The organism is Tardiphaga robiniae, from assembly GCF_013359755.1.
Taxonomy (GTDB): domain Bacteria; phylum Pseudomonadota; class Alphaproteobacteria; order Rhizobiales; family Xanthobacteraceae; genus Tardiphaga; species Tardiphaga robiniae.
In genome coordinates, this window is sequence record NZ_JABMCJ010000093.1 from 1 (window position 1) to 12,786 (window position 12,786).

Annotated in this window: 10 protein-coding genes and 1 pseudogene; 3 read left to right on the forward strand and 8 right to left on the reverse strand. The window is 60.8% G+C overall.

Annotated elements, in window-relative coordinates:
- The 5 genes and pseudogenes from HP556_RS24210 to HP556_RS24230 form a co-directional block, all read right to left on the reverse strand.
- Positions 1-240, reverse strand: a pseudogene (locus HP556_RS24210) (hypothetical protein); the annotation flags it as partial.
- A 6-nt stretch (positions 241-246) separates the two neighbouring features.
- Positions 247-954 carry a hypothetical protein gene (locus HP556_RS24215; protein ID WP_175368862.1) on the reverse strand — a complete coding sequence of 236 codons (708 nt, stop codon included), beginning with the start codon at positions 952-954 and terminating at the stop codon, positions 247-249.
- 125 nt (positions 955-1,079) lie between these two features.
- On the reverse strand, positions 1,080-1,970 hold the full coding sequence (locus HP556_RS24220) for a hypothetical protein (RefSeq protein ID WP_175368863.1): 891 nt from the start codon (positions 1,968-1,970) through the stop codon (positions 1,080-1,082).
- 70 nt (positions 1,971-2,040) lie between these two features.
- Positions 2,041-2,265, reverse strand: a complete 225-nt coding sequence (locus tag HP556_RS24225) for a hypothetical protein (protein ID WP_175368864.1) — start codon at positions 2,263-2,265, stop codon at positions 2,041-2,043.
- Positions 2,266-2,461: 196 nt separating this feature from the next.
- A complete protein-coding gene (locus HP556_RS24230) occupies positions 2,462-6,205 on the reverse strand; it encodes a vitamin B12-dependent ribonucleotide reductase (protein ID WP_175368865.1) in 3,744 nt (1,247 codons plus the stop codon).
- Positions 6,206-6,959: 754 nt separating this feature from the next.
- Between HP556_RS24230 and HP556_RS24235 the strand changes: the two genes are divergently transcribed.
- Entirely contained in the window at positions 6,960-7,859 is a 900-nt protein-coding gene (locus HP556_RS24235; RefSeq protein ID WP_175368866.1) for a DMT family transporter, read from the forward strand.
- Here HP556_RS24235 and HP556_RS24240 read toward each other — a convergent pair.
- Positions 7,822-8,433, reverse strand: coding sequence for a cytochrome b (locus HP556_RS24240; RefSeq protein WP_175368867.1), 612 nt, complete (start codon positions 8,431-8,433; stop codon positions 7,822-7,824). The two genes, HP556_RS24235 and HP556_RS24240, sit on opposite strands and share 38 nt — an antisense overlap.
- Positions 8,434-8,610: 177 nt before the next feature.
- Here HP556_RS24240 and HP556_RS24245 point away from each other — a divergent pair, with 177 nt between their 5' ends.
- Positions 8,611-10,071 carry a glycosyltransferase family 2 protein gene (locus HP556_RS24245; protein WP_175368868.1) on the forward strand — a complete coding sequence of 487 codons (1,461 nt, stop codon included), beginning with the start codon at positions 8,611-8,613 and terminating at the stop codon, positions 10,069-10,071.
- Positions 10,072-10,074: 3 nt separating this feature from the next.
- On the opposite strand, the gene HP556_RS24250 is transcribed toward HP556_RS24245, so the two are convergent.
- Positions 10,075-11,271 (reverse strand): GAF domain-containing sensor histidine kinase, encoded by a 1,197-nt coding sequence (locus HP556_RS24250; protein ID WP_093758377.1) that lies wholly within the window; start codon positions 11,269-11,271, stop codon positions 10,075-10,077.
- A gap of 200 nt (positions 11,272-11,471) precedes the next feature.
- On the reverse strand, positions 11,472-11,987 hold the full coding sequence (locus HP556_RS24255; RefSeq protein ID WP_093758378.1) for a BA14K family protein: 516 nt from the start codon (positions 11,985-11,987) through the stop codon (positions 11,472-11,474).
- Between the two features lie 287 nt (positions 11,988-12,274).
- Here HP556_RS24255 and HP556_RS24260 point away from each other — a divergent pair, with 287 nt between their 5' ends.
- Complete coding sequence (locus HP556_RS24260) at positions 12,275-12,685, forward strand: NADH:ubiquinone oxidoreductase subunit NDUFA12 (protein ID WP_089264087.1); 411 nt, start codon at positions 12,275-12,277, stop codon at positions 12,683-12,685.
- The last annotated feature ends 101 nt before the right edge of the window (positions 12,686-12,786 follow it).

Consider the following 12,786-nt stretch of genomic DNA (forward strand, 5'->3'; position numbering starts at 1 on the left):
GACGCTCATTCCGCTCAGGTCGAAATCGAACTGGAGGCCCAGTTGCTCGCCTTCCAGCGTCAGGACGACACCCTTGGCGTTGCGCATCTGGATGGCGCGCCTGCCTGCACCGACCGCCACACCTGCACCGAGCGCCGTATACGAATGGGGCGCAAGTGCGACCTGTCCGCCGTAGCTCGCAGAGCGAAGGCGGAAGCGTATTGCGCCGAGCGACAGTTGAGGCGGGTTGCGCTGCGCCAATCTGTCCTACGGTTGCTGCGAACGCCAGAACTGTGTGCTGTAGTTGTTTAGACCGCCAGAATGTGGATCGACTGTTACTTTGAAGGTTTCCGGAATCTTGCTCCCGTCGCCACCGTCCCTAAAATAGCTCCTGACGGAATAGAGTGCGCTGCGCATAAGATCCTCCCAAATCTCATGCAGCATGTTTTCTAGTTCTTGCTTCTGTTTAGCTGCGCTCGGCTTTCGTTTGGGACGCGGTGTCATATAGTCCGGGCGCGGTTCAACATTGTGGGCGAACGTTATGTGGCCACTTTTCCATTCGTCGTCGATGGTCTGGCGCCATCGATAAGTTACCCTTGTGGTCAGATTTTTACTATAATGTAATCCCAAGTTGAGTTCGCTTTCAACGTAGAAGAACTGCTCTTCCTTCTGCTCTATTTCTACCCTTGATTTCATTGCTCTGACAGCGGAGGACAGGTCATATGCCGCACGTCGGAGCGAACTTTCCGTTTCATCTCGCTTTCTCGATGTTTTGGCCTCGCGGTGCCTTGTTAGTGCACGTTCGAAATAATGAAGTTGGGTTGCGATATAGGATCCGCAGTCTGCGAGATGCAAAGTATGCAGATCGCCCAATCGCTCATCGAGGATCGCTTGCTCTATGAGCCTGCTCAAGCTGCTGTCATCGATTTTTGTGATCGCAATCCTTTGATCGCGAGGGACGTAAATCTCTCCCATGTCAACTATCCTCGTTTTCTTGTGAGATGCGATCAGCGAGTAGGGCGCAATAGCGAAGCGTATTGCGCCGCCGCGATGCGGCGGATTACGCTGCGCTAATCCGCCCTACGCTTGCTGCAGTTACTTCAGATATCACTTAGATGTCGGCCGATGAATTCGGCAGCGGATAACCAAGCCTGCTTGATTTCATGGGTGCTAGGATCGCGATACCAAGCCGGTCCCCAGCTTCGGTCAAACGTCCACTCCCACGCTACGGATTCCCCCGCGCGATAGTCCTTCCTCGTAGTTGGGAAGATTCTAAGCGATTTGGTGGTTCGGCCGGGCGATGTCGATTCTAGGAGTAAGCCAACCGCATCAGCTATTTCATGCTCACACAGGGCGTCAGAATAGATGGCGACGCCTGGGTGATGGACGATGTTCTCTTCAAATGGAATTGCTTCGAGAGACTTTAAAACCGTGAAGCCAGAATCTATCGCACGAAGAGTGTCTTCTTCTGTGGCGGAATGGCCATGAACAATCTTGTTTCGCACGTCTAGGAAGAGCTTGATGGACCCGCTGACGTGTTCAGGCAAGCTCCCTTGCTCTCGCAGCTTGTCAATGGCTTTTGCAATAGGAGCAGGCTTAATATTTTGCGCCCAGCCAGTTGAAACCAAAATTAAGCGCAGGCGTCGTTCGATCTCAGCCGCCAGTAGCATAAGCGCTGCCTTTGGTGATTTGGATATATTACTGAGCAAATCGCTTTCGAAGTCTTTTCTAGCACTGTTCTCCAAATCTGGAGCTTTTAGTGGAGGTACCGAAGCGACTGTTTCTTGCTCTGCCTTGATCGCTGATCGTTGTAGTTCGTCCAGTTCTTCGTTTAGTTCAATTTCTTGGCCGAGCAATTTTCCTTTTCGGAGATGGCTGAGCCTTTTCAAAATTCCGGCAATTTCACTTTTGAAGAGCCAGAGAAATGCGAATGCCAGTACGGGCCAAAGCAGGGCGGCGATTGCTTTGATTAGGTCGGCCAACGCTGTCATGATCCTCGCCTTCTAATATTAAGGGCCGCTCTTTCGAGTGGCCCTTTTTAAGCGTGTGTCACGTTTTGAGCTAGCGGAGCTCAGCTTTTTTCTGGCCATGTTCCTCGAAGAGTTTTGCTATTTTTGACCACGAAAGTTTGTAGCCGTAGGTATTGCCATTCGGAAACCAAACTGCAGAGCCGTGCGACACTCTTAGTTCACCCAGCTTCTCGTCATCTTTCTTAATATCCAGACGGATGTCAGCCTTGCCGACTTCAAGCGGAGGCGTAGTGATTAGTACACGATGCGTTGCCACAATGATGCTCCCCAACTTCTCTTTGCTTGTTTCTCATATCGTAAGGAGGCAAGGCATTCAATCAAAAGTAGTGGCGGCGCGATGTCTGTTGTAGTTGTGAGCCATTCAGCACGACAAAAAGATGAGGCCGCTCTTTCGAGCGGCCCTTTTTATTCGTAGATGCCTGGGTCAAGCCCGGCCATGACGTCGTTTGATATCAGCTGCACCCCGTCGTGCTGCCGCAAGTGTCGCACTTCATACAGGTGCCATTCCGCACCAGCGTGAAGTTCGAGCATTCGCCGCACATGTCGCCTTCATAACCCTTGGCTTTCGCTTCGGCGCGGCGTTCGGCCTTGGAGGGCGCGGCAGCTGCGGCGCTGCCCGCTTTGCTCCAGGCTTGCGCCTCGAGCTTTTCGGTCGGCGAGAGCGCGTGCTCGGGCTCGGCGGTCTTGAGGGCCACCGCGGCATCTCCGCTGCCGTGGCGGGCGGTGGTGCCCGACGCGTTCAGCGAGGTGACGTTGCCCGAAGCGCGGGCGTCGGTGTTCTCGGCCGGAGCCGGCGCGCGCATGACGACGAGGTTGTCGGTGCGCGAGCGGGTCAGACCCTTGGAGACATACTTGTTCTGGTCGGCCGGTGCCTTGCCTTCATCCTCGCCCTTGCCGAGCGCATCGAAGCCCGACTCGGAGACGTCGACATGGCCGAGATCGAAGCGCGACATGTAGGAGACCGCGAGTTCGCGGAACACATAGTCGAGGATCGAGGTCGCAAACTTGATTGAGTCATTGCCCTGTACCGGGCCCGCGGGTTCGAAGCGGGTGAAGGTGAAGGCGTCGACATACTCCTCCAGCGGCACGCCATACTGGAGACCCAGCGAGACGGCGATGGCGAAGTTGTTGATGAAGGAGCGGAGCGCCGCGCCTTCCTTGTGCATGTCGATGAAGATCTCGCCGAGGCGGCCGTCGTCATATTCGCCGGTGCGCAGATAGACCTTGTGACCGCCGACGACGGCCTTCTGGGTGTAGCCCTTGCGGCGATCCGGCATCTTCTCGCGGTCGCGCATCACCACGATGCGCTCGACCAGACGCTCCACCACCTTCTCGGAGATCGCGGCGGTGCGCGCCGCCATCGGCTTCTCCATCAGGTTCTCCAGCGCATCCTCGTCCTCGTCGTCATCGCTGATGAGCTGCGAGTTGAGCGGCTGCGAGAGCTTGGAGCCGTCGCGGTACAGCGCATTGGCCTTCAGCGCGAGCTTCCACGAGAGGAGGTAAGCGGACTTGCAGTCCTCCACCGTGGCGTCGTTCGGCATGTTGATGGTCTTGGAGATCGCACCCGAGATGAAGGGCTGCGACGCCGCCATCATGCGGATGTGGCTTTCCACCGAAAGATAGCGCTTGCCGATCTTGCCGCAGGGATTGGCGCAATCGAACACGCTGTAGTGTTCGGCCTTCAGATGGGGGGCACCTTCCACCGTCATCGCGCCGCAGATGTGCACGTTGGCGGCTTCGATCTCGCGCTTGGTGAAGCCGAGCGCGGCGAGGAGGTCGAAGCCCGGAGCGGCGATGGCTTCGGCTTCGATCTTGAGGACGTCGCGCAGGAAGTCCTCGCCAAAAGTCCACTTGTTGAAGGCGAACTTGATGTCGAAGGCGGTCGGCAGGGCAGCCTCGACCTTCTTCAGCGCTTCATCGGTGAAGCCCTTGGCCTTCAGCGTCGAGGCATTGATGCCCGGCGCGTTGGACAGCGAGCCGTGACCGACGGCATAGGCCTCGATCTCGGCGATTTCGCTCTCGCGATAGCCGAGCACGCGGAGCGCTGCGGGGACGGCGCGGTTGATGATCTTCCAGTAGCCGCCACCGGCGAGCTTCTTGAATTTCACCAGCGCGAAGTCAGGCTCGATGCCGGTGGTGTCGCAATCCATGACCAGGCCGATGGTGCCGGTCGGCGCCACCACGGTGGTCTGGGCGTTGCGATAGCCGTGGAGTTCGCCGAGTTCGAGGGCGAGATCCCAAGCGATCTTGGCGCGGGTGACGATGTCGGCCTGCGGGCAGGAGGCATGGTCGAGCGCCACAGGCGCAACGGCCAGGCCTTCATAGCCGCGGGTTTCGCCATGGGCTGCACGGCGATGGTTGCGGATGACGCGCAGCATATGGGCTGCGTTCTTCTTGTAGCCGGGGAACGGGCCGAGCTCCTTGGCCATCTCGGCCGAGGTCGCGTAGCTGACGCCGGTCATGACAGCGGTGAGGGCGCCGCACAGCGCGCGGCCTTCCTTCGAGTCATACGAGAGACCCATGGTCATCAGCAGGCCGCCGATATTGGCATAGCCGAGGCCGAGGGTGCGGAACTCGTAGGAGAGTTCGGCGATCGGCTTCGACGGGAACTGCGCCATCATCACCGAGATTTCGAGCACCATGGTCCACAGACGGCAGAGATGCTCGTAGGCGTGGATGTCGAAGGTGGCCGAAGCGGTGTCGTAGAAGGTCAGCAGGTTGGCCGAGGCGAGGTTACACGCCGTGTCGTCCAGGAACATGTATTCCGAGCACGGATTGGACGCGCGGATATCGCCCGACGACTTGCAGGTGTGCCAGTCGTTCATGGTGGTGTTGAAGTGCAGGCCGGGATCGGCCGATGCCCAGGCGGCGTAGCCGATCTTTTCCCAGAGATCGCGGGCCTTGATGGTCTTCATGACCTTGCCGTCCTTGCGGGCGATCAGGTCCCAGGTGCCGTCGGTCTCGACGGCGCGCAGGAAATCGTCCTTCAGCGAGACGGAGTTGTTGGAGTTCTGGCCGGCAACGGTGAGATAGGCTTCGGAATCCCAGTCGGTGTCGTAGATCGGGAAGTCGATGTCCTTGTAGCCCTGCTTGGCATACTGAATGACGCGCTTGATGACGTTGTCATTGACCAGCGAGCGGCGCGCGAGCTTGATCTCGCGGCGCAAAGCCGGGTTCTTCTCGGGATCGAAGCAGTCGTCGCCGGAGCCTTCGCAATTCACGCAGGCCTTCAGGATCGCCTTGAGGTGCTTCTGGTTCATCTTCGAACCAGTGACCAAGGCCGCGACCTTCTGCTCTTCCTTCACCTTCCAGTCGATATAGGTCTCGATATCCGGATGGTCGGCATCGACCACGACCATCTTGGCCGCACGGCGCGTGGTGCCGCCCGACTTGATGGCGCCGGCGGCGCGGTCGCCGATCTTCAGGAACGACATCAGGCCCGACGAGCGACCGCCGCCCGACAGCTTTTCGCCTTCGCCGCGCAGCTTCGAGAAATTCGAGCCGGTGCCCGAGCCGTATTTGAACAAGCGGGCTTCACGCACCCACAGGTCCATGATGCCGCCTTCATTGACCAGATCGTCCTCGACGCCCTGGATGAAGCAGGCATGCGGCTGCGGATGTTCGTAAGCCGACTTCGACTTGGTCAGCTTGCCGGTCTTCCAGTCGACGTAATAGTGGCCCTGGCCGGGACCGTCGACGCCGTAGGCCCAGTGAAGACCCGTGTTGAACCACTGCGGCGAATTCGGCGCGACCATCTGCTTGGCGAGCATGAAGCGCAGCTCGTCATGGAAGGCGTGGGCGTCGGCTTCAGAGGTGAAGTAGCCGCCCTTCCAGCCCCAATAGGTCCAGCAGCCGGCGAGGCGATCGAACACCTGCTTCGAGGACAGTTCGCTGACGAAGCGCTCTTTCTCGGGCAGTGCGGCGAGGGCCTCGGTGTCGGGCACCGAGCGCCACAGCCACGACGGCACGGTCTCTTCCTCGACCTTCTTCAATTTGGCGGCGACGCCGGCCTTGCGGAAATACTTCTGGGCCAGCACGTCGGAGGCGACCTGCGACCACGAGTCGGGCACTTCAACGCCTTCAAGCTTGAACACCACGGAGCCATCCGGATTGCGGATCTCGGACGTGGTGTGGCGGAAGTCGATCCCGGCATAGGGCGACTGTCCTTCGGTGGTGTAGCGGCGTTGAATCTGCATCGTGGTCGTGCCCCGTCTTAAGCCCGACACCCCATCTGGCGGCATCGGCGATTTCTGTTAGCGACGTCCGGGTTGCCCCAAATTCGCCGCAGCTTGGCCGGGTGAACCGGTCCTGTTTTCTCTGTGGAGCATGTGCTGGCCGTCATCTCGGCCACCCGGGACTGCCGGGGTCATGCTTCCTTGGATCGGGCTTCCTCGCTGTTGCGGGTCGACCTGATCCTAACGCCTCACCACGCTGTTTGAGCCGGTTTCCGGCCCGTTTTTTAGTGCTCCAAGCGCCGACTTTCCGGCCCGGATTCCAGGACGCAAATCCCCGATCCCGTAGCCTCGACTGGAGGACGGAGCGGTCAATCTGGAACCCGTTTGGGAGCGTCCGACGGGACAAAAAACGACCCGCGCCGAACAGTTCGAAAACTAGGCCAAACCGATCTCACCCGTCAAGGAGTAGTCGGGGTTCCTGAATCAAATACTAAATATGGTGGAAAGGGTGGATAACCAAGGGGGCAGAGCGCGCCTCGATTGAGGTCAAGTATCAGTGAGTCCTCATGGATTCGGAAGTCAAAAATATTTCTAAAACTGTCCGGAATCCGAGCTGCGCCCACTGTTCACAGCCCAACTTTATTTTGTCATCCAGGGATTGCGTTTGGGGGGACTCAGGCGCAGCGGTGGTTGCCGGGCAGGTTCCCTCCACCGGCAGTGGTCAGACCCTTCAACTGCGCGCATGGTCCCGCCGATTCCTCAGCCGGTTCCCTCCATGACAATGCCCAGTCCCCCCGTTTCGCGCGCGCGAATCGCTCCCTTCGGTCTCGTGTTGCTCGCCATCGCGTCGATCGCCTGGGGTCTGAACTGGCCGGTGTCGAAAGCGCTGCTGTCAGAATGGCCACCGCTGTCGGCGCGCGGCAGCACCGGCATCGTCGGGGCATTGCTGCTGGCCGGGATCGCCGTCTGGCGCGGCGAGAGTCTTCGCGTACCGCATCATCAATGGTTGCATCTGGTCGTGCTGGCGGGCCTGAACGTGTTCGGCTGGATGGCTTTCGTCGGCTTGTCGCTGCTGTGGCTGCCGGCCGGCGAGGCCGCGGTGATTGCGTTCACCATGCCGGTCTGGGCTGCCGGACTGGCCTGGCTGATCCTCGGCGAGCGCCTGTCGATGCAGCGGATCGTGGCCATGCTGATGGCCTTTGCCGGCATCGCCGCGTTGATGGGGGGCGGTGGGCTGGCCGCGAGCGCGGAGAAGCTCCCGGGAATCGCTCTGGCGCTGCTGGGTGGGTTCGGCTTTGCGCTCGGCACGGTGCTGGCCAAGAAGTTCGGGCTCACGCTGCCTCTGGTGACGTCATCCGCCTGGCAGATTGGGATCGGTTGTGTGCCGGTGCTGTTGCTGGGTCTGATCTTCGAAAGCCCGCATTTTGCAGCACTGACGCCGCTGGGCTGGGGGCTACTCGCCTATGTCGTGCTGGTGGGGTTCTGCATCGCTTACGTCTGCTGGTTCGCGGCGCTCAAGCACTTGCCGGCCTCGGTGGCCGCAATCGGGACCATGGCGGTGCCCGTGATCGGCGTGGTCAGCTCGGCCATCGCCCTGCGGGAACCGCTCGGCGCCATGCAGATCGCGGCCCTGGTATTTACGCTGGCGGGCGTTGCGCTGACGACAAGGGGCTAGGCGCGGGCGCGTCGCCACCGGGCCACATCCGCTGCAGTTCGGGATGTCCGTCCCAGAACTGATGCTTCAGCGCGGCGGCGATGTGCAGGCCGACCAGCGCATAGAGCGCATAGGACAGCCACACGTGAATGCCGCCGAAAATATCGTGCAGGCGTTCCTTGAAGGCCGGCTCGATCGACATGATCCAGCCAATGCGTGGCCACTGGAACAGGCCGAACAGGTACATTGGAATTTCGCCGGCCGCCTTCCAGGCGGAATCGTGGATCCAGCCGGACAGCGGCAGTCCGATCATCAGCACATAGAGCGCGAGATGCGCACCATGTGCGGCGGCCTTCTCGGCGGGCGGATAGGTCTCGGGCAGATCGGGTGGCCTGTTCGCCGCGCGCCACAGCAGGCGCATCAGCACGAGGCCGAGCACGGTGATGCCGAACGACTTATGTGCATCGATGACGAAGCGGATGTTGTCCTCGGGAATGAGGTCCACGCTCCAGATCAGCGCGACATTGAGTGTGATTAGAACGGCAATCAGCCAGTGCAGGATCATGGCGATGCGGCTGTAACGTTGAATCGGCATTTTCTGTGCGTGCATGGAATAAGTTTAAACAGGATTTGTCTTTTGAGGCATGACGACTTTGTGTGTTCGTCGTGACCGCAATCACGCGCTATTTGATCGCGGCTCCGCAACTCGATCACGATTCACGCGTAGCTCTCGCAGGATCGGTTTGCTCGAACGCGCGATTGAATTGACGGCATGACAATATCCCTTCAGGCGGCCTTCGCCGCCGCATCGCCGCGTATCACACCGCGCCGGATGCCGTTCATCAGCCTGATGATCTATCTCGCCGTGCTAGCGCTCTGGGCGCTGCTGTTCGGCCGCGCGTTCTTTTTGAACAGCATCTGGGCGTGGTCAGCGGGCATGGTCTATATCGCCTATGACACAGTGCTGATGCTTTATGTGGTGTGGCAGACGCTGCCGCTAGCGATTTCCGCGCGTGGTCCATCTGGAGCGGTTGCTGCGCAATCGCGTCCATCGGTGGGCATCCTGATAGCCGCGCATAACGAGGCACTTAATCTGCCGGAGGCGCTGGCCGCCATCGCACGCCAGTCCGATGCGCCGGATCTGATCCTGATCGCGGATGACGGCTCGCGCGATGCAACCGACGCGCTCCTACGCGACCGTTACGGTCTCGCCATTCCGGCCGTCGGCCAGAGCAGCATCGGCCAGTTCGGCAGCTCGAGACTGCAATGGCTGCGCCTGCCGCATCAGGGCAAGGCGCGGGCCCTGAACACGGCGATCCTCAAGGCCGATACCGACATCGTCATCACGCTGGATGCCGATACGTTTCTGGCTGATGATGCCATCGCCGAAATGCGCGGGGCCTTTTCTGCAGATCCCGCGCTGGTCGCGGCCGGCGGCATTCTCGTGCCGGTCTGCGACGACAGCGCCAGCGGTCGCGTGATGCAGTGGTTCCAGACCTACGAATATATCCGCAACATCATCTCGCGCTTCGCCTGGATGCGCGGCAACAGCCTGCTGTTGATCTCCGGCGCCTTTGCTGGCTTCCGCAGGGAGGCGCTGGTGGCCGTCGGTGGCTTCGATGCGGAGTGTCTTGTCGAGGACTATGAGCTGACCCACCGCATGCATCGCTATGCCGTCGATCACGGCCTCGACTGGCAGCTTCGCATGATCGGCACGTCGCTGGCGCGCACGGAAGCGCCGTCTCACGTCATGACGTTCCTGCGGCAGCGCCGGCGCTGGTTCGCGGGCTTCCTGCAGACGCAATACTGGAATCGCGACATGACCGGCAATGCGCGTTACGGCCGGCTCGGCCTGCGCATGCTGCCGATCAAGGCGCTGGATACGCTGCAGCCGATCTACGGCCTCACGGCCTTCGTATTGCTGCTGGCTTTGCTCGTCACCGGCAAGACCGCCATCGCCGTGCCAGTGTTCGGTCTGATCACCGCGAAGATCGTCGCGGATTTCCTGGTCTATCTCTGGACCGTGCATCTCTATCAGCGCCTGACAGGCGGCCGCACGCGGACGAGTTTCGCCGCAGCGGTGTTCGCGGCGATCCTCGAACCGTTCAGTTTTCAGTTGCTGCGTCACGCCGGCGCGGCGTGGGGCTGGATCGCCTTCCTGCGCGGCAACAATGAATGGGGCTTTGCGCCCACCGCGCCGTCAGCACGTCAGGCGCCCAACGCGGGTGAGTAGTCGCTAGGCCGGTTTCGCCGCCAACGGCACTTTCACGGTGAAATGCGAACCGTGGGTGAGGTCGGACTTCACCTCGATCACATGGCCGAGTGCTTCGGCCGTGCGCCGAACGATCGACAATCCGAGGCCAAGGCCCTCGCTGGCCGGATTGATCTGGTGGAAGGCATCGAAGATCGCGGTGAGCTGTTCGGCGGGAATGCCGGTGCCGGAGTCCAGCACCTCGATGGTCACCGCGTTGGCGTGCTTGCGACAGCCGACCAGCACGCGACCGCGCTCGGTATATTTGATGGCATTGCCGACGAGATTGCCAAGGATCGCGCGCAGCATGCCGGGATCACTGACAACCTGCGCCTTGCTCGGCACAATGACGAGGTCGAGGCCCTTGGCTTCGGCATGCAGGCGCCAGTTGGCGCTGATCGACTCGAACACGTCAGAGATCGGGAACGATCGCAGGTTCGGAATCCCAAAGCCGGCATCCAGCACAGATGTCTCGGCGAGACGGTCGAGCTCTTCCGCCATCCGCATGCCGGCGTCGATGGCATAGCCGAGCCGCTCACGATCCTTCTCGTCGGTCAGCTTGTTGCGGATGCGGTCGATCGCCATGATCATGACCTGCAATGGCTGCTTCAGGTCGTGGCCTGCGACCGCCATCAGCCGGCTGATATTGCGCTGAAGCCGATCCGACAGATGCAGCGCCCGGCGGAATTCCATCTGCGCCATGACCTGGCGGGCGAGGGCGGCCAGCACCTCGCGCTGTTCGGTCGACAGCACGCGCGGCTTGTCATCGAGCACGCAGACGGTGCCGAGCGGCAGGCCGTCCGGTGTGCGCAGCAGTGCGCCGGCATAGAAGCGCAAATGGGGCTCGCCGGTCACCAGCGGATTGCAGTCGAATCTTGGATCCTTGGTGACGTCCTCGACTTCGAGAAAACTGTGTTCGAGGATCGCGTGCGCGCAAATCGATTGATCCATCGGCGTCTGCCGCACGCCAAGACCGATCTCCGACTTGAACCACTGCCGGCCGTCATCGACGAGGCTAATGATCGAGATCGGCGTCTGGCAGACATAGCTGGCGATCTTGGTGATGTCGTCGAAGGATGGCTCAATGGCGGTGTCGAGAATGCCGTAGGAGCGCAGCGCCTTGAGGCGTTCGGCTTCATTGGGATGGAGCCTGGCGATCTTCGGCTTGTCTGACGCGTCCACTGAACCTGCTCACACCCGACGTCGACCCATCGAACCGGTAGATAGGTCCACATGTCTACCAACACTACGCGCGAGTTCCCTGAATGTCCCCCGTACGCTGCACCCACGTTCTTAGACCTTGAGACAGCAGGCGCAAACCAGAAACGACAAAAGACGATGCCGCGAGGCACCGTCTTTTGCGTAACGCTTAGATCGTCGTGTTACGGGCAGGCGTGACGCAGGCCGTCATAACCGAGATAGGTGCCCGTGCGGACATTGTACGACTTGTAGGTGCGGATGCAGTAGTCAACGTCGCCGCCGCCGGTGTCAGGAGCGACTTCGACCACATCCGGCGCGTCATCGTAATAGCTGCTGCCGTAATACGGGCTGCCGCCGTAATAGCCGTAGGAATTCCCGTAATAGCTGCTGGCCGCCAGACCGCTGCCAATAATGGCGCCGGCTGCGAAGCCCGGGCCGTAACCGCCGCCACGCCAGCCACCACCGCGCCAGCCGCCACCGTGATTCCAGCCACCGCCGCCAGGGCGCTGGCCGCCATGCCAGCCGCCACCTCCGCCACCAAAGCGCTGACCGCCGCCAGAGAACGTGCCGATCGTGCGCGCACCGCCGGGGCCGACGCCCACGACCTTGGTGTTCTGTGCGTAGCTGGGGGTCACTGCGAAAGCGGGGATGGCCACAGCGACGGCTGCTGCGACGCTCAAGATTTTCAAATTCGTCATCGTTTGCTCCTGTCTGGGATGCATGTTCAACCCCCTGAAGGGACTGCCGTTCCCTGCCGCCACGCGGTTATTGCGCAACGACAGAATGATGGTCCGGAACTGTATGCGGCATGAATGGATTGCGCCGTTTCTGCGACTGCAGGTACTTTGGAGGTAGGGTTCGGGGGAGGCCCATACGAGGCATGTCACAATCAGTTGCAGGCGGCGATCGGTCGCGGCGGCAACTGGACATTTGGCGGCCCGGATGGCATCAACAGCCCGACGAAAACCTTCGAACGGTTCAAAATATGAAACAGTTTCTGCTGAAATTCTTCACGTGGTGGAGCGGGACGACCTTCGGGACGAACCTGTGGACGTCGCGATTCGGCGAACTGGTCGGCACCGACGAGCAGGGCAACACATATTACCGTACCAAGGGCGGCAAGATCGACCCGACGCTGGGCTTCGAGCGCCGCTGGGTGATTTATAACGGCTATGCCGAAGCCACCAAGATCCCGCCGGACTGGCATGGCTGGATCCACCACACCGTGGACGTGCCGCCGACCGAAGAGAATTATACGCCGCGCGAATGGCAGAAGCCGCATCAGCCGAACCTGACCGGCACGCCCGCGGCCTATCGTCCGTCGGGCTCGACACTGGCCAGCGGCCGGCGTCCCAAGGCGACCGGCGACTACCAGGCCTGGACGCCGGGCTCGTAACAACTCACCCGTTCTGGACGACCGGTTGTGCGTGCCGCTCTGCGGCGCGCGCGGCCTCGCATTGTTTCCAGCCGCCAGCTCTTGCAGTGAGACCGGCAAGC

What these genes read in the sequence shown, in the direction of transcription:
- HP556_RS24215 (WP_175368862.1), bottom strand. Translation starts at nt 954, where the DNA reads ATGGGAGAGATTTACGTCCCTCGCGATCAAAGGATTGCGATCACAAAA.
- HP556_RS24220 (WP_175368863.1), bottom strand. Translation starts at nt 1,970, where the DNA reads ATGACAGCGTTGGCCGACCTAATCAAAGCAATCGCCGCCCTGCTTTGG.
- HP556_RS24230 (WP_175368865.1), bottom strand. Translation starts at nt 6,205, where the DNA reads ATGCAGATTCAACGCCGCTACACCACCGAAGGACAGTCGCCCTATGCC.
- HP556_RS24235 (WP_175368866.1), top strand. Translation starts at nt 6,960, where the DNA reads ATGACAATGCCCAGTCCCCCCGTTTCGCGCGCGCGAATCGCTCCCTTC.
- HP556_RS24240 (WP_175368867.1), bottom strand. Translation starts at nt 8,433, where the DNA reads ATGCCGATTCAACGTTACAGCCGCATCGCCATGATCCTGCACTGGCTG.
- HP556_RS24245 (WP_175368868.1), top strand. Translation starts at nt 8,611, where the DNA reads ATGACAATATCCCTTCAGGCGGCCTTCGCCGCCGCATCGCCGCGTATC.
- HP556_RS24255 (WP_093758378.1), bottom strand. Translation starts at nt 11,987, where the DNA reads ATGACGAATTTGAAAATCTTGAGCGTCGCAGCAGCCGTCGCTGTGGCC.
- HP556_RS24260 (WP_089264087.1), top strand. Translation starts at nt 12,275, where the DNA reads ATGAAACAGTTTCTGCTGAAATTCTTCACGTGGTGGAGCGGGACGACC.